This window comes from Microbacterium sp. CGR1 (assembly GCF_001266755.1).
In the GTDB taxonomy this organism is placed as follows: Bacteria; Actinomycetota; Actinomycetes; order Actinomycetales; family Microbacteriaceae; genus Microbacterium.
Genome location: NZ_CP012299.1, coordinates 3,069,101 through 3,087,726 on the forward strand (window position 1 = coordinate 3,069,101; position 18,626 = coordinate 3,087,726).

Annotated in this window: 18 protein-coding genes; 9 read left to right on the forward strand and 9 right to left on the reverse strand. The window is 68.6% G+C overall.

Going from position 1 to position 18,626, the window contains the following annotated elements:
• Window positions 1-2: 2 nt before the first annotated feature.
• Complete coding sequence (nhaA, locus tag AKG07_RS14790) at window positions 3-1,283, forward strand: Na+/H+ antiporter NhaA (protein WP_053098579.1); 1,281 nt, start codon at window positions 3-5, stop codon at window positions 1,281-1,283.
• Between the two features lie 9 nt (window positions 1,284-1,292).
• Here nhaA and AKG07_RS14795 read toward each other — a convergent pair whose 3' ends face one another.
• From AKG07_RS14795 to AKG07_RS14810, 4 genes are all read right to left on the reverse strand, one after another.
• Complete coding sequence (locus AKG07_RS14795) at window positions 1,293-2,792, reverse strand: arylsulfatase (protein ID WP_053098580.1); 1,500 nt, start codon at window positions 2,790-2,792, stop codon at window positions 1,293-1,295.
• Between the two features lie 85 nt (window positions 2,793-2,877).
• The gene (locus AKG07_RS14800) at window positions 2,878-3,771 is read right to left on the reverse strand and encodes a formylglycine-generating enzyme family protein (protein WP_171822006.1); all 894 of its coding nucleotides are present in this window, start codon (window positions 3,769-3,771) and stop codon (window positions 2,878-2,880) included.
• Between the two features lie 75 nt (window positions 3,772-3,846).
• Window positions 3,847-4,857: a LacI family DNA-binding transcriptional regulator gene (locus AKG07_RS14805; protein ID WP_053098581.1), complete on the reverse strand. Its 1,011-nt coding sequence runs from the start codon at window positions 4,855-4,857 to the stop codon at window positions 3,847-3,849.
• A 90-nt stretch (window positions 4,858-4,947) separates the two neighbouring features.
• On the reverse strand, window positions 4,948-6,609 hold the full coding sequence (locus tag AKG07_RS14810; protein WP_053098582.1) for a glycoside hydrolase family 13 protein: 1,662 nt from the start codon (window positions 6,607-6,609) through the stop codon (window positions 4,948-4,950).
• A gap of 139 nt (window positions 6,610-6,748) precedes the next feature.
• Between AKG07_RS14810 and AKG07_RS14815 the strand changes: the two genes are divergently transcribed.
• The gene (locus tag AKG07_RS14815) at window positions 6,749-7,177 is read left to right on the forward strand and encodes a DUF1761 domain-containing protein (RefSeq protein WP_053098583.1); all 429 of its coding nucleotides are present in this window, start codon (window positions 6,749-6,751) and stop codon (window positions 7,175-7,177) included.
• Here AKG07_RS14815 and AKG07_RS14820 read toward each other — a convergent pair.
• Window positions 7,174-7,623 (reverse strand): VOC family protein, encoded by a 450-nt coding sequence (locus AKG07_RS14820; protein ID WP_053099364.1) that lies wholly within the window; start codon window positions 7,621-7,623, stop codon window positions 7,174-7,176. The two genes, AKG07_RS14815 and AKG07_RS14820, sit on opposite strands and share 4 nt — an antisense overlap.
• 155 nt (window positions 7,624-7,778) lie before the next feature.
• On the opposite strand from AKG07_RS14820, the gene AKG07_RS14825 reads away from it, so the two are divergent.
• Window positions 7,779-9,035: a hypothetical protein gene (locus AKG07_RS14825; RefSeq protein WP_053098584.1), complete on the forward strand. Its 1,257-nt coding sequence runs from the start codon at window positions 7,779-7,781 to the stop codon at window positions 9,033-9,035.
• Between the two features lie 231 nt (window positions 9,036-9,266).
• Here AKG07_RS14825 and purQ read toward each other — a convergent pair whose 3' ends face one another.
• From purQ to AKG07_RS14840, 3 genes are all read right to left on the reverse strand, one after another.
• Window positions 9,267-9,974 carry a phosphoribosylformylglycinamidine synthase subunit PurQ gene (purQ, locus tag AKG07_RS14830; RefSeq protein ID WP_053098585.1) on the reverse strand — a complete coding sequence of 236 codons (708 nt, stop codon included), beginning with the start codon at window positions 9,972-9,974 and terminating at the stop codon, window positions 9,267-9,269.
• Window positions 9,971-10,219 (reverse strand): phosphoribosylformylglycinamidine synthase subunit PurS, encoded by a 249-nt coding sequence (purS, locus tag AKG07_RS14835; RefSeq protein WP_053098586.1) that lies wholly within the window; start codon window positions 10,217-10,219, stop codon window positions 9,971-9,973. The genes purQ and purS overlap by 4 nt, the downstream gene beginning before the upstream one ends.
• A gap of 80 nt (window positions 10,220-10,299) precedes the next feature.
• Window positions 10,300-10,830, reverse strand: coding sequence for an adenine phosphoribosyltransferase (locus tag AKG07_RS14840; RefSeq protein WP_053098587.1), 531 nt, complete (start codon window positions 10,828-10,830; stop codon window positions 10,300-10,302).
• Window positions 10,831-11,011: 181 nt separating this feature from the next.
• Here AKG07_RS14840 and AKG07_RS14845 point away from each other — a divergent pair, with 181 nt between their 5' ends.
• The 5 genes from AKG07_RS14845 to AKG07_RS14865 all read left to right on the forward strand — a co-directional run bounded on the left by AKG07_RS14845 (window position 11,012) and on the right by AKG07_RS14865 (window position 16,919).
• The gene (locus AKG07_RS14845; RefSeq protein ID WP_053098588.1) at window positions 11,012-12,319 is read left to right on the forward strand and encodes an ABC transporter substrate-binding protein; all 1,308 of its coding nucleotides are present in this window, start codon (window positions 11,012-11,014) and stop codon (window positions 12,317-12,319) included.
• A 112-nt stretch (window positions 12,320-12,431) separates the two neighbouring features.
• On the forward strand, window positions 12,432-13,538 hold the full coding sequence (locus AKG07_RS14850) for a carbohydrate ABC transporter permease (RefSeq protein ID WP_053098589.1): 1,107 nt from the start codon (window positions 12,432-12,434) through the stop codon (window positions 13,536-13,538).
• The gene (locus AKG07_RS14855; protein ID WP_053098590.1) at window positions 13,535-14,425 is read left to right on the forward strand and encodes a carbohydrate ABC transporter permease; all 891 of its coding nucleotides are present in this window, start codon (window positions 13,535-13,537) and stop codon (window positions 14,423-14,425) included. The genes AKG07_RS14850 and AKG07_RS14855 overlap by 4 nt, the downstream gene beginning before the upstream one ends.
• Before the next feature lie 5 nt (window positions 14,426-14,430).
• Window positions 14,431-15,867 carry a glycoside hydrolase family 1 protein gene (locus tag AKG07_RS14860; RefSeq protein WP_171821977.1) on the forward strand — a complete coding sequence of 479 codons (1,437 nt, stop codon included), beginning with the start codon at window positions 14,431-14,433 and terminating at the stop codon, window positions 15,865-15,867.
• A 56-nt stretch (window positions 15,868-15,923) separates the two neighbouring features.
• Entirely contained in the window at window positions 15,924-16,919 is a 996-nt protein-coding gene (locus tag AKG07_RS14865; RefSeq protein WP_053098592.1) for a LacI family DNA-binding transcriptional regulator, read from the forward strand.
• A 97-nt stretch (window positions 16,920-17,016) separates the two neighbouring features.
• Here the strand turns inward: AKG07_RS14865 and AKG07_RS14870 are convergent, their stop codons facing one another.
• On the reverse strand, window positions 17,017-17,826 hold the full coding sequence (locus tag AKG07_RS14870) for a DUF1266 domain-containing protein (RefSeq protein ID WP_053098593.1): 810 nt from the start codon (window positions 17,824-17,826) through the stop codon (window positions 17,017-17,019).
• Between the two features lie 117 nt (window positions 17,827-17,943).
• On the opposite strand from AKG07_RS14870, the gene AKG07_RS14875 reads away from it, so the two are divergent.
• Window positions 17,944-18,609 carry a TetR/AcrR family transcriptional regulator gene (locus AKG07_RS14875; RefSeq protein ID WP_082297963.1) on the forward strand — a complete coding sequence of 222 codons (666 nt, stop codon included), beginning with the start codon at window positions 17,944-17,946 and terminating at the stop codon, window positions 18,607-18,609.
• The last annotated feature ends 17 nt before the right edge of the window (window positions 18,610-18,626 follow it).

Genomic DNA, 18,626 nt, shown 5'->3' on the forward strand with positions numbered 1-18,626 from the left:
TCATGTCCGCTTCTCCTGTCCGTCCCCGTGCCCGTCTGCGCCTCGCTCCCCATGAGCTGTGGCGAGGCATCCGCTCCAACGCCCGCAGCGAGGTGCTCGGTGGTTCGCTGCTGCTCGCCGCCACCGTCGCCGCGCTGATCCTCGCCAACACCCCCGCCGTGTCGTGGTACGAGTCGGTGCGCGACTTCACGTTCGGCATCCCCGAGCTGCATCTCGATCTGAGCATCGGGGCCTGGGCCGCGGACGGCCTGCTCGCGATCTTCTTCTTCGTCGTGGGTCTCGAGCTGAAGGAGGAGTTCGTCACCGGCCGACTGCGCGATCCGCGTCAGGCGGCGCTGCCGATCGCCGCAGCCGTCGGCGGGGTGATCGTGCCGGCGATCATCTTCGCCCTGATCAACGCGGGCGACGGCGACGCCCTGCGCGGCTGGGCCATCCCGACCGCCACGGACATCGCGTTCGCGGTCGCCGTGATCGCCGTGGTCGGGAAGTTCCTCCCACCGGCGCTCCGTGTCTTCCTGCTCACACTCGCGATCATCGACGACCTGATCGCCATCACGATCATCGCGACCTTCTACACCGATTCGATCAGCTTCCCCTGGCTGACTCTCGCGCTGCTGCCCCTCGCAGGATTCGCGCTGCTCGTGCAGAAGGGCGTGCGGGCGTGGTGGATCCTGATGCCTCTCGCGATCGCCGTGTGGGTCTGCATCCATGCCGCCGGCATCCACGCGACCGTCGCCGGAGTCCTCCTCGGTTTCGTCGTTCCTGTCATCCCGACCGAGCGCGCTCGGGTGCCGCGAGGGACGGATGCCGACGGCGAGCCTCTCTACGACGGCCTCGCCCCGCACTTCGCCGACCGGTGGGGGGTCGTGGCGACGCTGTTCGCCGTGCCCGTGTTCGCCTTCTTCGCGGCGGGCGTCACGATCGGCGGACTCGCGGGGCTCGCGTCGGCGCTGACCGATCCGATCGCGATCGGCATCATCGTCGGCCTCGTCCTGGGCAAGCCGATCGGGATCCTCGCGACCACGTTCCTGCTCAGCCGGGTGCCCGCTCTGCGTCTCGACGAATCGCTGCGCTGGCCCGACCTCACCGGCATGGCGTTCCTCGCGGGAATCGGATTCACCGTCTCCCTGCTCGTCGGGGAGCTCGCCTACGGGTCGAGTTCGGTCGCCGACGAGCACGTCAAGATCGGCGTGCTCCTCGGCTCCCTGATCGCCGCGGTGATCGGCGGGCTGATGCTCGCGAGGCGCAACGCGCTCGCCCGCCGATCGCCGCTCGACGCCTGAGGGCGACGGTCAGGAGCTGCCGACCGTCGACTGCAGCTTCGCCATCACCTGGGTGATCGTGAACGATGCCGACTCCTGGCGAGCGGGGAACTCGGCAAGGGTGTGCAGCATGTTCGCCACATACGCCTGAGCCGGGATGAACAGGAAGATGTGGTCGAGCACCCAGTCCCAGTAGGTGTTCGAGGTGATGTCGGCGCGCTCGAACGGATCGGTGCGCAGATTGAAGAGCTTCGGGAACCGCAGCTCGATGTAGGGCTCCTGCCACACCTGCAGGGTTCCGACCGCGCGCTGCTCCAGGAAGACGAACTTCCAGTTCTCGAAGCGCAGCGCCGTGAGGTCGCCGTCGTCCGAGACGTAGAAGAAGTGTCGTCGCGGACTGTGCTCGGCGACTCCCGTGATGTAGTCGAGCTGGTTGTTGCCGTCGAGATGGACCCTGAAGTCGGTGCCGTGCAGATCCGTGCCCGCCTTCAGACGCTCGGCGATGTCGGTGTCGCCGGCCGCCGCGAGCAGCGTCACGAACCAGTCGTTGTGGCTCACGATGCCGTTGAGCGTCGTGCCCGCGGGGACGTGCCCGGGCCAGCGCACCATCGCCGGGACCCTGTAGGCGCCCTCCCAGTTCGAGTTCTTCTCGTTGCGGAACGGCGTCATGCCGGCATCCGGCCAGCTGTTCATGTGCGGGCCGTTGTCGGTGGAGTACATGACGATCGTGTTCTCGGCGAGGCCGAGCTCGTCGAGCAGATCGAGCAGACTGCCCACCACGTCGTCATGATCGAGCATCGTGTCGTGATACTCCGACTGCCAGCGTCCGGCCCGCCCCTTGCTCTCCTCCTTGGTGTGGGTGCGGAAGTGCATGTGCGTCGAGTTGAACCACACGAAGAACGGGGTGTCGTCGTCGGCCTGAGCGCGGATGAAGTCCGCCGCAGCATCGCGGAACTCTTCGTCGACGGTCTCCATGCGCTTCTTCGTCAGCGGACCGGTGTCTTCGATGCGCTGCGTGCCGTCGTCGTTCGCCCACGAGTGGATCACGCCGCGCGGGCGGAACCGCTCGCTGAACCCGGGGTACTCCTCGTCGGTCGGGTAGTCCGGGTGCTCCGGCTCCTCCTCGGCGTTCAGGTGATAGAGGTTGCCGAAGAACTCGTCGAAGCCGTGCGCCGTCGGCAGGTGCTCATCGCGGTCGCCGAGATGGTTCTTGCCGAACTGGCCGGTCGCGTAGCCGTGGTGCTTGAGCGCATCCGCGATCGTCGGATCCTCGGGCTGGAGCCCCAGCTTCGCCCCCGGCATCCCCACCTTCGTGAGACCCGTGCGATAGGGGTTCTGTCCGGTGATGAACGCCGCACGCCCGGCGGTGCAGCTCTGCTCGCCGTAGTAATCGGTGAATTTCGCGCCCTCATCGGCGATCCGGTCGATGTTCGGAGTCCGATAGCCCATCAGGCCGTCGGTATAGGTGCTCAGATTGGCGATGCCGATGTCATCGCCCCAGATGATGAGGATGTTGGGCTTGTCGGACATTGTCGCTCCTCGGTCGGCGGTGAGGCCGGGCAGGCGCCCGTGCGGCTCAGCCAACCAGGGGCTCGGGCCGATGCCCAGGGGGGCCTCACACGGAGCGGGTGAGGCGGAATCCGATGTGCGACATGCCGGTGTCCTCCGCCTGGGGCGAGCGGGCGGCCGGGCGGAAGCGCAGGCAGTAGTCGGGGGAGCACAGGTGTGATCCGCCCTTCAGCACCCGGCGCGGGATGCTCGGGAAGCCCTCCTGCGCGCTCGCTGCCGCCAACAGGTTCGCGCGCTTGCCGGGATCCACCGGCTTGTCCGACAGCTTCAGATGCCGCGGCGTGTAGAAGTCGCTCGTCCACTCCCAGACGTTCGCGATCATGTCGTAGAGCCCATAGCCGTTGGGGGCGTACGACCCGACCGGCGCCGTGCCGCCGACGCCCTGGTTGTCATACGGGAAGCGACCCAGCCAGGAGTTCGCCTGCGCCTCGCCACCGGGGTAGATCTCCTCGCCCCAGGCGAACGGCGCGCCGTCGACCCCGCCCCGGGCGGCGTACTCGTGCTCGGCTTCGGTGGGCAGCCGCATCCCGACCCAGTCGGCGTAGGCGACCGCGTCCTCGAACGCGATGTGCGCGACCGGGTGCTGCAGCCGATCGTCGATCGACGAGTCGGGGCCGAACGGATGCCGCCAGGAGGCGCCAGCCTGCCAGCGCCACCAGTTGCGCCAGTTGCGCAGGTCGGTCGGGCCGGGAGTCGGCGTGAAGACCATGGAACCGGGCACGAGGTCCTTCGGATCCGCATCCGGAAAGGCAGCCGGGTCGAGAGGCCGCTCGGCCACGGTGATATATCCCGTGGCATCGACGAATTCCGTGTACTGCGCGTTGGTCACCTCGTAGCGGTCGATCTCGAACGAGGCGACCTCGCGCTCGTGCACCGGGCGCTCGTCGGGGTAGAAGTCCTCGGACCCCATCCGGAAGGTTCCGCCGGGGATCAGCACCATGTCGCGAATGTTCGTCACCCGCGTCAGCGTAGCGTCCGGGTCGTCGCGCGGGGCAGGATGCTCGCCCGCGTGGGGCTAGCCGACCAAGCGCGCGGTCGTGCCTCGGACGTTCAGCTCGTAGGGGAGCTCGGCCGGTACTCCCGCGGCTTCGCCGTCGGCGAGCTTCGCGAGCACGGCATCCGCCGCACGCTCGCCCTGCCCGAGGGGGAACTGGTCGACGGTGCTGAGTCGGAAGAACTCGCCGAGCTCGTGACCGTCGATGCCGACGATCGAGAGGTCGTCCGGCACGGCGAATCCGAGGTCGCGGGCGGCGAGGATCGCCCCGATCGCCATCTCGTCGGATGCCGCGAACACGGCGGTGGGTCGCGGGCCGGGACGTCCGAGCAGCTGCTTCGCCGCGCGGTATCCGCCCTCGACCGTGAAGTCGGCGGGCTCGAGGAAGGCCGGATTCAGAGGGATGCCGGCCTTCGCCAGTGCCTTCTCGAAGCCCAGGCGACGATTCGTCGGGATGTGGAAGTCGATGTCGAACTCGGGGTTCGCGCCGATGTGGGCGATGTCGCGGTGTCCGAGACCGATCAGGTGCTCGGTCGCCAGCTGGGCCACGGCGACGTCGTCGACGGTGAGGGTGTCGAGCTTGGGGTTCGGCCCGCCGATCGCGATCACCGGCAGGCCGAGGTCGAGCAGGTACTGCGTCTCGTCGTCGTCGAGCTCGATCGAGACCGCGATCACGGCATCCACTCGCTGCCGTCGCAGGAAGGTGTCGAACACGTGGCGGCGCACGTCCTTGTCGGCGGTGATGTTGTAGAGGGTGATGTCGTAGCCCTCGCGCATCAGCGCGGACGATACCCCCGACAGCACGGTGCTGAAGAACCATCGGTCGAGGAAGGGAACCACGACCCCGATGTTGCGGGTGCGGCCCGATGCCAGGCTCGATGCGCGGGAGGACACGACGTAGCCGAGCGCCGATGCCGCCTCCTGCACGCGCAGGCGGGCCGACTCCGACACATGGCCTCGGCCGCTCAGCGCGCGCGAGACCGTCGCGGTCGAGACGCCGGCGAGCCGGGCGACCTCATCGATGCTCGCCATGGGGGATCCTCTCTGAGCCGTTCCGGTCGCAGTTCGTGCCGTCGGGCGGTGCCGGGGGCGGCGCGAACTGCGACCTGAACGTCGTGCGGCTTACGCCGTGGTGTACCAGACCGCCGTGTCGACGGGCAGGTCGGTGCCCTCGAACGGCTGGCTGCTGACGACGATCGTCGCGTCGGCCGGGAGCGCGAGAGGCTTCTTGCCGAGGTTCGCGACCACGTGCACCGCACCGCGACGGAACGCGACCGCGTGCTTTCCGGCGTCCTCCCACACGAGCGAGCCGCTTCCGAAGCCGTGCTCGCGGCGACCGGCGAGCAGCTGCTTGTACAGCGACAGGGTCGAGGTCTCGTCCTTCTCCTCGACCTCGCGCGAGTACGACGCCCAGTCGGCGGGCTGGGGCAGCCACGACGCACCGGTCTCGTTGAAGCCGAACGCCGGAGCATCCGCCTCCCACGGCAGCGGCACACGGCATCCGTCGCGACCGTAGCGCTCGCCGTTGGTGCGGAACCACGTCGGGTCCTGACGGAAGGCGTCGGGGATCTCCATCGCCTCGGGCAGGCCCAGCTCCTCGCCCTGGTAGAGGTATGCCGAACCCGGAAGCGCGAGCATCACGGTCGTCGCCGCGCGAGCGCGGGCGAGTCCGATGGCGGTGTCGGGCTTGTGCGGGGTGTTCGGGCCGATGCCCTCGCCCTGCGGGTTCTCGGCCGTGAGCGCGAGTCGCGACGCGTGGCGCACGACGTCGTGGTTCGACAGCACCCACGTGCTGGGTGCGCCGACCTCGCCGAACGCGTCGAGGGACTCGCGGATGACGGACCCCAGAGCCTTCGCGTCCCACTCGGTCATGAGGTAGGGGAAGTTGAAGGTCTGGTGCATCTCGTCGGGGCGCACCCACAGGGCGGTCTGCTTGAGTGTCGGCATCCAGGCCTCACCGCACAGCGCGCGGTCGCCGTCGTACTCGGCCAGCACCTTGTGCCAGTCGCGGTAGATGTCGTGCACGCCGTCCTGGCCCCAGTACGGCACGTTCGCCTCGCCGCCGCCCATCGAGTCGGCGTCTGCCGGGGGCGTGTAGTCGGGCAGGCCGTCGGCCTTGATCATGCCGTGGGCCACGTCGACCCGGAAGCCGTCGACGCCGCGGTCCAGCCAGAAGCGCAGGATCGAGCGGAACTCCTCGCGCACCTCTTCGTTGTTCCAGTCGAAGTCGGGCTGCGTCGGGTCGAAGATGTGCAGGTACCACTGGCCCGGCGTGCCGTCGGCCTCGGTCACGCGCTCCCACATGCCGCCGCCGAAGACGGACTCCCAGTTGTTCGGGGGCAGCTCGCCGTTCTTGCCCTTGCCGTCGCGGAAGATGTACCGCGCGCGCTCGGGGCTGCCGGGAGCAGCCTTAAGGGCCTCCTGGAACCAGGCGTGCTGCGCCGACGAGTGGTTGGGGACCAGGTCGACGACGACGCGGATGCCGCGGGCGTGCGCCTCGTTCAGCATCGTGTCGAAGTCGTCGAGGGTGCCGAACAGCGGGTCGACGTCGCGGTAGTCGGCGACGTCGTAGCCGGCGTCCCGCTGCGGGCTCGTCATGAACGGGCTCAGCCAGATCGCGTCGACGCCGAGCTCCTTCAGCGAGTCGAGCCGGCTGGTGATGCCGGGCAGGTCGCCGATGCCGTCGCCCGAGGCGTCGGCGAACGAACGGGGGTAGATCTGGTAGATGACCGCGCTGCGCCACCACTCGGAACCGGGGGCTGCGATCTGCTCAAGCTGTGCCATGGCAACAGATTAGTGCAAACGCTTACATGATTGCCAGAGCGAGCATCGAATCGATTCGGGGAGCCGATATTCTGCGCCGGTCCGCAGCCGCTTGCAGGCCCGGGAGTATGCTTCGGGCATCCGACCACAGGAGGCTGTCATGGTTCCCGAGATCAACTACTGGGCCGTTCTGCTCGCGACCGCCTCGAGCATGATCGTCGGCTCGATCTGGTACGCGCCGAAGGTGTTCGGCACCCGCTGGTCGAAGCTCGCGAACGTCGACATGGACCGTCCGGGGGCGAGCGCGACGATGGCGATCATCACCACCGTGATCGTGAGCTTCGCGACGGCGTGGGTGCTCGCCGGAGCATCCGCGATCGCCTGGCACTTCTACGACGGATCGTTCTTCTGGGCCGCCGTCGTCACGGGCGTGCTGCTGTGGGCCGGGTTCACGGCCGCGCGGTTCATCACGCACGACGCCTTCGAGGGTCGCCCGACGGCGTTGACCACCATGAACATCGCACACGAGATCGTCACGATCGTGGTCATGGCCGTGATCATCGGCGTCTGGCCGCCGGCTCTCGGCTAGCTCGCCGCGGCATCCGTCGTGAGGTCCTGCGCGAACATGACGAGGATCCCGCTCGGGCCGCGCAGATAGGTGAGCCGGTAGACGTCCTGGTAGTTCGCGACTCCTCGCAGCGGGTGATATCCGTGCCGGGCAGCGATGGCCAGGGACTCGTCGATGTCGTCGACGGAGAACGCCACCCGGTGCATCCCGATCTCGTTCGGCAGGGTCGGCTCGGTCTCGATCGCGTCGGGATGGATGTATTCGAACAGCTCGAGCTGACCGTGGCCGTCGGGTGTCTGCAGCACGGCGATCTTCGCGTGGTTGCCGTCGAGGCCGACGGCGGTGTCGGCCCATTCGCCGCTGACCTCGTCCCGACCGAGCACGGTGAGGCCGAGATCGGTGAAGAAGGCGATCGTCGCCTCGAGGTCGCGCACGGCGATGCCGACGTTCTCCAGTGTGATGGGCATGGCTCGCATGCTACTCGCGGGGCGCGACACGCCGGGCGCCTCGAAAGACTAGACCTTCGCCACTTCCGCCGAGACTTCCTGGTATGCCAGCATTTTGCACGTGACCTCCTGGTCGCCTGCGGTCGCCGACTGCGGTTCAGACCGAGGGGGTCTTCATGTCGGGTTCATCGCGCCGTTCAGCGCCATGGATGATCGCCGCCGCACTCATCGCCGCCGCGATGGTCGCGGGCGTGACCACCGCGGCCTCCGGTGATGCCCCCGCCGACGACCCGACCGCCGCACCGGATCCGACTCTGTCGGTCGCCCTCGCCTACGAGTTCCTCGATGCGCGCGTCGACGAGTTCTGCGACGGCGCGGGGCACTGCCTTCCCCGCAGCTACCAGGGAGGCTTCTTCACCGACCTGCCGACCTGGGACTTCACCCCGTCGTTCGTCTACGACGACGCCCTCGTCGTGATCGCGTACACGGCACGCGGGCTCCCCGACGACATCCGTCGGGCGCGGACCATCGGCGACACCCTGCTCTTCGTGCAGGCGAACGACCCGATCGGCGACGGCCGAGTGCGCACCTCGTACGAGCCGCACGGCATCCGTCAGGGGAGGGTCGAGATCACCGGCCCCGGCACGTTCACCGGCAACCAGGCCTGGACCGGTATGGCGCTCGCGCGTCTCTTCCACGCGACCGGTGACTCGAAGTACCTCGACGGGGCGGTGCAGATCGCCGAATGGATCCAGAACAACACCGCGGACATGGTGCGAGCGCCCTTCGGCTACACCGGCGGTCAGCTCGAGAACGGCTCGTCGCTGGAGTGGAAGTCCACCGAGCACAACAGCGATATCGCCGGCTTCTTCACGCAGCTCGCACAGCTCACCGGCGACTCCGTCTGGGCCGATCGGGCCGGCGTCGCGTCGGCCTTCGTGGCCGCGATGCAGAGCGCCGACGGCCATGTCGACACGGGCACCCTGCTGGACGGGTCGACGGTCAACACCCGCCCCATTCCCCTCGACGCGCAGACCTGGAGCTCGCTCGCCACGCGCGACCCCCGCTACGACACCTCGCTGGACTGGACGCTGACCCACCTGATCGCGACGGACGGGCAGTATCAGGGCGCGTCGATCAGCGACGCCGACGTGTCGAAGGTGTGGTTCGAGGGATCCGGCCACCTGGCGCTCGCTCTCACGCTGCGCGATGCGCCCGGTGACGCCGAGCGCGTGGAGTCGCTGCTGAGCAGCATCCGCCTCGGTCAGCGCGATGCGGCCAACGGCGACGGCAAGGGGATCGTGGCGACGTCGACCGACGGCCTCGACTCGGGCTTCGGCGACCTCTACTACGCCAGCCTGCACACCGGTGCGACGGCCTGGTACCTGCTCGCCGTCGCGGGCGACAACCCCTTCGCGCTGCCCGTCGACTGACCCGTCGCGCGCGGTGACGCCTGCCGCCACGTCGGGCGCGGTGCGGGGTCACTAGTGCACCTCCGGCGCGGTGCGGGGTCACTATTGCACCCGAATCGCCAGTTTCAGATGCGGAACTGGCCCCGGCTGTGCGCGCGGGTGCAGAACTGGCCCCGGCTGCGGGCGCGGTGCGGAACTGGCCCCGGCTGCGGGCGGGGTGCGGAACTGGCCCCGGCTGCGCGCGCCTACCGCTTACGCGGCGACGCGGGCGACGGCGGCGATCGCGCTGGTGAAGAAGTCGACGCCGTCGATGCCCGAGCGCATGGCGGCCGAGGTGTCGGGGCCGAAGCCGGCCTCGGTCGCGTGCTCGGGGTGCGGCATGAGCCCCACGACGTTGCCCGCCTCGTTGGTGAGTCCGGCGATGTCGCGCAGGGAGCCGTTCGGGTTCACGCCCGCATAGCGGAATGCCACGAGGTTCTCGCCCTCGAGACGGTCGAGCGTCTCCTCGTCGGCGATGTACCCGCCGTCGGCGTTCTTCAGCGGGATCGTGATCTCCTGGCCCGTGCGGAAGCGGTTGGTCCACGCGGTGTCGGAGTTCTCGACGATCAGCTTCTGATCGCGCCGCACGAAGTGCTGGTGGTCGTTGCGGATCAGCCCGCCGGGCAGCAGGTGCGCCTCGACCAGCATCTGGAAGCCGTTGCAGATGCCGAGGATCGGCATGCCCTTGGCCGCGGCGTCCTTGACCTCCGCCATGATCGGCGAGAGCGCGGCGATCGCACCGGCGCGCAGGTAGTCGCCGTAGCTGAAGCCGCCGGGCAGCACGAGGGCGTCGACGCCCTCGAGATCGTGCGAACCGTGCCAGAGGGCGACCGGCTCGGCGCCGGCGATGCGCACGGCGCGCTGGGCGTCGCGGTCGTCGAGCGAGCCCGGGAAGGTGATGACGCCGATGCGCGTGGTCACTCGGCGACCTCGATGCCGACGACGTCCTCGATCACGGAGTTGGAGAGCACCTCATCGGCGATGCGGCGGGCCTCGGCGAGGATCTCGTCGGTGACCTCGCCTTCGACGGTGAGCTCGAAGCGCTTGCCGATGCGGACATCGGAGAAGCCCTCGACGCCCAGACGGGAGAATGCGCCGGACACGGCTTTCCCCTGCGGGTCGAGCAGTTCGGGCTTGGGCATGACGTCGACGACGATGGTGGGCATGAACGGCTCCGGAAGTCGCGGGCGGACGGGCGTGTCCAGTCTACCGGCTCGGGACTCGCCCGATTCCCGGGTGACGGGGCTCAGGCGTGGAAGACGGTGTGCAGGTCGCCGATCGCCTCGCGGCCGCCGAGACCGTCGATCTCGAACAGCACGGAGATGCCGACGACGTGGCTGCCCAGGCGCTCGACCAGTTCGCGTCCGGCGGCGAGCGTGCCCCCGGTGGCGAGCACGTCGTCGATGAGCAGCACGCGGGATCCGGCGGGCAGATCGTCGTGCATCTCGATCGTCGCGGTGCCGTATTCGAGGGCGTAGTCGACGGATGCCGCGGGGCGGGGAAGCTTGCCGGCCTTGCGGATCGGGATGAGGCCGACGCCTGCGGCGATCGCGGCCGCTCCGGCGAGGATGAAGCCGCGTGCCTCGATGCCCGCCACGACGTCGAACTGTCCGGCGAACGGCGCGATGATCGCATCGGTGGTCGCCTGCAGGGCCTCGGCGTCGGCGAGCAGCGGGGTGATGTCGCGGAAGATGATCCCCGCCTCGGGATAGTCGGGGATGCTGCGGATCAGGGATTCGGCGCGGACGAGGGCGGGGGAGAGATCGGTGTCGGGCACCGGTCAAGGCTACGCGAAAGGCTCGGGCTTGACACCGTGGGAGCGCTCCCATAGAGTCACTGGACAGTGCATGGGAGCGCTCCCACAAGAATCCTCACGGGAAGCCATCACGGAAAGCCCACGCACGACCCCGAGCACCACCCGCACCACCACTGCACGACCCACCACAAAGGAGTGAACTGTGAACACACGTGCCCGCAAGCGGATCCTGACGACAGCAGCCGTCGCATCCGTCTCCGCCCTGGCCCTCGCCGGCTGCGCCTCCGCCGATGCCGGCGACAGCGCTTCCGGTGACGAGAAGGTCACACTGACCGTCACCACCTTCGGCACCTTCGGATACGACGACCTCTACGACGAGTACGAGAAGGCGAACCCGAACGTCACGATCGAGGCGACCAACATCGACACGGGCGGCAACGCCCGCACCGACGCGTTCACGAAGATCGCAGCCGGCTCGGGTCTCAGCGACGTCGTCGCGATCGAGGAGGGGTGGCTCGGCGCGATCATGGACGTCTCCGACACCTTCGTCGACCTGCGCGACTACGGCATCGAAGACCGCAAGTCCGACTGGGTCGACTGGAAGTACGGACAGGCGACCGACGCCGAGGGCCGCGTGATCGGCTACGGCACCGACATCGGCCCGAGCGGCATCTGCTACAACGGCGCCGCCTTCGAGGCAGCCGGCCTGCCCAGCGACCGCGAGTCCGTCGCCGAGCTGCTGAACGGCGACTGGGAGAACTACTTCGCGGTCGGCGCCGAGTACACGGCCAAGACCGGCAAGGCCTGGTACGACCACTCCGGTTTCGTCTGGAACGCCATGGTCAACCAGCTCGACGAGGGGTACTACACCTCTGACGGCGAGCTGAACGTCGAGGACAACGCCGAGCTGAAGGAGCGCTTCGAGCTGCTCGGAGCCGCGACCGAAGGCGGTCAGTCCGCTGCGCAGACCGCGTGGGACTGGAACGGCGGCAAGTCGTTCGTCGACGGCACCTTCGCCACGTTCGTCTGCCCGGGCTGGATGCTCGGCGTCGTGCAGGGCCAGGTCGAGGCCGGCGGCGGCGATGCCTCCACCGGCTGGGACTTCGCCGACGTCTTCCCCGGCGGCGCAGCCAACTGGGGCGGCGCGTTCCTGTCGATCCCCGAGAGCTCGCAGCACAAGGAGGCCGCGGCCGACCTCGCAAACTGGCTGACGCAGCCCGAGCAGCAGGTCAAGCAGTCCGCCGCCGCGGGCAACTTCCCGTCGACGATCAAGGCGCAGGAGACCCTCTCGTCCGAGGCGACTCCGAACGCGTTCTTCAACGACGCACCCACCGGTGCCATCCTCGCCGAGCGCGCCAAGGGCGTCGTCGCCCAGTTCAAGGGCGCCGATGACTCGGTGATTCAGGAGAACGTCTTCGGTCCGGCCCTCAGCGGCCTCGACCGTGGCGAGACCGACACCCAGGGCGCCTGGGATGCCGCGGTCGAGCTCCTGAACGAGCTGGTCGACTGACCCAGCCACCGCATCCGTTCCGGTCGCAGTTCGTGCCGCGCCGCCTTCACCGGGGCGGCACGGACTGCGACCGGAGCACCACGGAAGCCCGGAACAGGACCAAGGAAGAGTCATGACCCTCACGCATGAGCGCTCGGAGACGGCATCCGCGTCGTCGAACGACGCGAAGAGCCCGAAGACGGATGCCGCGGCTCGGCGTCCCTGGCGGCACCGCATCTCGCGGTTCGACCAGAACGCCTCCCCGTACTTCTACATCTCGCCGTTCTTCCTGCTCTTCGGGCTGGTCGGACTCTTCCCGCTGCTCTACACGGTGTGGGTGGCCGTGCACGAGTGGGACCTGCTCAAGGGGCAGGGCGAGTTCATCGGCGCCGGGAACTTCGTCGAGATCCTCGGCGACCCGATGTTCTGGAACTCGATCTTCAACACCCTGAGCATCTTCCTGCTGTCGGCGATCCCGCAGCTCGCGGTCGCCCTGGTGATCGCCTACCTCCTCGACCGTGGCCTGCGCGCCCCGACGTTCTGGCGCATGAGCGTGCTCATCCCGTTCGTCGTCACCCCCGTCGCCGTCGCCATCATCTTCTCGAGCATCTTCAACGAGGCCGACGGCCTCGCCAACAACCTGCTCAATCTGATCGGCATCGCCGACCAGGAGTGGAAGCACAACACGGCCCTGTCGCACCTCGCGATCGCCGTGATGGTGAACTTCCGCTGGACCGGCTACAACGCCCTCATCCTCCTCGCCGCCATGCAGGCGGTGCCGCGCGATCTCTACGAGTCGGCAGCCCTCGACGGAGCCGGCGCTGCTCGCCGGTTCTTCTCGATCACGATCCCCACGATCCGCCCGACGCTGATCTTCGTGATCATCACGGCGACGATCGGCGGTCTGCAGATCTTCGCCGAGCCCCGGCTGTTCGACGTCTCGACCGCGGGCGGCATCGGCGGCAGCGACCGGCAGTTCCAGACGACCGTGCTGTTCCTGTGGGAGCTCGCCTTCTTCCGCCGGGACCTCGGCGAAGCATCCGCCGTCGCCATCCTGCTGTTCCTGCTCATCGTCGGCATCGGCGTCATCAACTTCCTGATCTCCCGACGCATCTCGACCGGGGATGCTCCGAAGAGCCGCGCCGCGCGCCGACGAGCCCGCACCGCCGCTGCCGCCGCAGCCGCGACGGCCGCCGCCGGCACGACGATCGCCACCACGACCGAGGAGAATGCGCGATGACCGCCACCCAGGCGCTGAGCGTCCCCGAGAAGATCCGCCGCCGTCGAGGCGCCGTGGGCGGCAACGCCGGGATCGGCAGCCGCCCCGGCTTCCTCACCTACGGCCTGCTCGCCGCGTTCATCATCGGCAGCGTCTACCCGCTGTGGTGGTCGGTCGTCGTGGCGAGCGGCACGAACGCCACGCGTGGCGAAACCCTGCCGCTGATCCCCGGCGGCAACTTCTTCACCAACGCCGCCAAGGTGTTCGACGCGATCCCGTTCTGGCTCGCTCTGGGCAACTCGTTCCTCATCTCGGCGATCATCACGGTCTCGGTCGTCACGTTCTCGACGCTGGCCGGCTATGCCTTCGCCAAGCTGCGCTTCAAGGGCCGCGACGGACTGATGATCTTCGTGATCGCGACCATGGCGATCCCGACGCAGCTCGGCATCATCCCGCTGTTCATGCTGATGCGGGAGCTCGGCTGGACCGGATCGATCGGCGCGGTCATCGTGCCGACACTGGTCACCGCCTTCGGCGTCTTCTTCATGCGGCAGTACCTGGTCGACGTGATCCCCGACGAGCTGATCGAGGCGGCGCGGATGGACGGCGCGAACCAGTTCCGCACGTTCCTCACCGTCGGCATCCCGGCCGCTCGCCCTGCCATGGCGATCCTCGGCCTCTTCACCTTCATGACTGCGTGGACCGACTACCTCTGGCCGCTGATCGTGCTCTCCCCGCAGAACCCGACACTGCAGACGGCCCTCAGCCAACTGCAGTCCGGCTACTACATCGACTACTCCATCGTGCTCGCCGGTGCGGTGCTCGCGACCCTTCCGCTGCTCGTCCTGTTCGTCGTGGCGGGCCGGCAGCTGGTCAGTGGCATCATGGCGGGCGCGGTGAAAGGATGACCCCTATGACCCGTGCCTTTCCCGAGAACTTCCTGTTCGGCGCCGCGACAGCGGCGTACCAGATCGAAGGGGCGGCTTTCGAAGACGGGCGCACCGCGTCGATCTGGGATGCCTTCAGCAGGGAGCCCGGCGCCGTGATCGGCGGCGACAACGGCGATGTGGCGTGCGACCACTACCACCGCTATCCGCAGGACGTCGCTCTCATGAAGGAGCTCGGGCTGCAGACCTACCGCTTCTCGACCTCGTGGTCGCGCGTTCGGCCCGACGGCGGCGCGGTCAACGCGAAGGGCGTCGACTTCTACGAGCGCCTGGTCGACGAGCTGCTCGCGAACGACATCCTGCCCTGGCTGACGCTCTATCACTGGGACATGCCGCAGGCGCTGCAGGAGACCGGCGGGTGGACCAACCGTGACACCGTCGGACGCTTCCTCGAGTACGCCGGCACGATGCACGACGCCCTGGGCGATCGGGTGAACGTGTGGACGACCCTGAACGAGCCGTGGTGCTCGTCGTTCCTCTCTTATACCGGCGGCGAGCACGCTCCGGGTCACACGAGCGTCGCCGAGGGTCTGCTCTCGGCGCACCACCTGCTGCTCGCCCACGGCAAGACGGTCCGTGAGTTGCGTGGCCGGGATGCGAGCCTGAATCTCGGCATCACGCTGAACCACACGGTCGCAGACCCCGCCGATCCGACCAACCCCGCAGACATCGACGCCGCGCGTCGCGTCGACGGCCAGTTCAACCGCTGGTTCCTCGACCCGATCTACCGGGGCGTGTACCCGGACGACATCATCCGGGACATCCGGTCGGTGGATGCCGATGCCGTCGCCCGCTTCACGGATGCCGTGCACGACGGCGACCTCGACGTCATCTCTCAGCGCATCGACACGCAGGGCGTCAACTACTACCACGGCGACTTCGTCTCGGGCACGGCTCCCGCCCCTGAGTGGACCCCGCTCAGCGGCGGGCCCGCCACCGACCGGGTCGGTCGGAGCCCGTATCCGTCGAGCGAGGGCATCCACCCCGTCGAACGCGGACTGCCCCGCACGGCGCAGAACTGGGAGGTGCAGCCCGAGGGGCTCACCCGTCTGCTGCAGCGCGTGTGGACCGAGTACGCCGAGCCCGCCGGAACCGTGCTGTACATGACCGAGAACGGTGCCGCCTATGACGACGTCGCGGTCGTCGAAGACGGTGAGACCCGCGTGCACGACGAGGACCGGACCGAGTTCCTGCGCCTGCACCTGGCCGCCGTGCTCGATGCGGCGGATGCCGGCGTCGACGTGCGCGGCTACTTCTACTGGTCGATGTTCGACAACTTCGAGTGGGCCTGGGGCTACGACAAGCGGTTCGGCATCGTGCGCGTCGACTACGACACCCAGGAGCGGAGTCTGAAGGACTCCGGTCGGGAGTACGCTCGCATCATCGCCGCTCGCGCTCTCTGACGCCGGGCGGCGTCACCAGGGAGCATCCGGCCTCGCCGCCGGACGGAGGGAGAGTCGTGTCGTCACGAGCGACCATCGAAGAGGTGGCATCGGCCGCCGGAGTCTCACGGTCGACGGTGTCACGCGTCGTCAACGGGTCGACGGCGGTGAGTCCTGAAGCCCTCGAGTCGGTGAAGCGGGCCATCGAGGAGCTCAGCTACGTGCCCAACCGCGCGGCTCGCTCACTCGCGTCCCGACAGACCCACGCGATCGCCCTGATCGTGCCCGAGGACACCACGCGGTTCTTCGGAGATCCCTTCTTCGCGGCGATCGTCGCGGGCATCACGGGGGCGCTCCGGGGCTCGGACTACCTGCTCAACCTGCTGATCGCGAGCGACGACCCCGGCGACAAGATGACGAGCTTCGTGCGCAACGGCGGTGTGGACGGCGCGCTCATCGTCTCGCACCACACGAGCGACGCGTTCATCGACCGGGTCGCCGATGCCGTGCCCGTGGTCTGGGGCGGCAGGCCGGTGCGCATCCGCGAGGGCGACTACGTGGTCGACGTCGACAACGTCGCCGGCGCCCGCACCGCCACCCAGCACCTGATCGAGACCGGTCGCACGCGGATCGCCACGATCTCGGGGCCCATCACGATGGTCTCCTCCGTCGACCGTGTGCAGGGCTTCCGCGGGGCACTGGCCGATGCAGGGCTCTCGCCGTTCGCCGAGGAGGCCGGTGACTACAGCGAAGCCAGCGGAGCGGATGCCGCGCGCCGCATCCTCGCGGCGGGGCGTCCGGATGCGATCTTCGTCGCCAGCGACCTCATGGCCCGTGGCGCGCTCACGGCGCTGCGCTCGGCCGGCATCCGTGTTCCCGAGGACGTGGCGCTCGTCGGGTTCGACGACTCGTCGGTCGCGCTGAGCACCGACCCGCCGCTGACCACCATGCGGCAGCCCATGTACGCGCAGGGCGAGGCCATGGCCGGAGTGCTGCTCTCGCGCCTGGGCGGACGCGACCCGGCGCACACGACGATCCTGCCGACCGAACTGGTGGTGCGCGCCTCGTCGTGACCTCGCGCGGGCCGGGATCGAACGGGTGCGACCGAAGAACACGGATGCGGACCATACGCCCCTCCAGGTCGGTCCGCATCCGTGGGTCTTCGGGCGATCAGCCGATCCGGTCCCGTGACCGCTGATCGATCGTCGCGGGCCACGGCAGCGTCGCCCACGGGCCGTTGCGCTTGGGCATCACTGCCGTCGCGAAATCCGTCCACACCTCGCCGTACTTCTCGAACGACTCCGCGTCGAGGTTCCCGTCGCTCCAGTGCATGACCCGTCCGGCGATGTAGCTCAGGCCGAAATCGACCCATGACACGAACGACGGGCGGGTGTCGACGTTGATCCGATGGATGATGCGGCGGGCCTCTGCGACGTCGGCGTATCCGAGCGCGACACCCCACGTCGTCATCGCCACGGCCTGACCGAGCGCATACGCGTCGAGTGTGCGCACATACACATCGGACGTCACCACATCTTTTCCGACTCGTCTGCGCACCTCTCGCTCGATGCGCTCGATGCCGGCCACGAACGGCAACGCGTCGCGCGCGTCTCCGCCTTCGGCGACGATCCCCGCGAGCCACTCCCGCGTGGTCGGCACACGCCCGAGGGCGGTGTCCAGGTCGTTGCGGACAGCCAGACGGAGCATCCAGGCCTGACGTCGACGTCGACGTCGCACGGTGCTGAGATGGTCGATCATGCCGAGCCAGTCGTCACGGGAGCGGATGCCCCACGTCTCGGCGACGAGCGCCCTGTCGTCAGGTCCCAGAGAGGGGGCCGTCGGGTCGTTCCAGGGCCCGGACGGGAGGGAGCTGATCTGCAGCAGGCCCAGCGCGATCTCGTTCGCCTCGGTGTCGGTGGTGGAGAACCGCTCGGATGGCGCGAGCCTCTGGGGACGCGTGAACCATGATGTCGGGCTCATCACACTCCTGAGGGTGGGGCCTGGGGCCGCTCATAGCTTGAACAGCTATTCAGTCGCTAATATATAGCCTCCGGGGGGGAAATCCGAAGTCGTCCGATGCTGGGGAGCGGGACACCGATGGCACGTTCAGACGAACACAACCGGGCCGCGCGGGAGCGCGCCCGCGAAGCCATTCTCGAATCGGCCATCATCCTGTTCGCCGAACGAGGCGTCTCCGGCGCGAGCATCGCCGAGATCACCCGCCGCGCCGGGGTCGCGCAGGGACTCGTGAGCTACCACTTCGGCGGCAAGGACCAGCTCGTGGCCGCCGTGATCGACCGCTGGTACGAGGCGCTCTTCGCGATCCCGCAGGTCGAAGGGCCCGCCGACGTCCGGCTCGCCGGGATCATCGATGGTGCTCTCGCCGCCACCGGTTTCGCCCTCCCGGTGCAGCGAGCGGTGTTCGCGATGCAGCAGCAGCCCAGCACCCACCGCATGTTCGCCGAGGCCGAGACCCGGTTCGCCGAGCAGGCGATCGCATCGGAGAACGCCGTCCGCGAGATCTTCCGCGAGAGGGGTGCCGCCGATCCTCCGCTCGAGGAGATCATGCTGCGCACCACCCTCGAGGGCGTCTTCATGAAGTACGCCGTCTACGGCGACACCTACCCGCTCGAAGACGCCCGACGCTGGGTGCGGCGTCTCTACGGCCTGCCCGAGCCCGAGGCGCCGCTTCCGCTGCAACTCGCGCCCCGGGATCCGGACGCGAGGACCAGGGCGGCGGGGGCTCTGCGGGACGAGGAGTGACCGAGCTGCGGCCGACC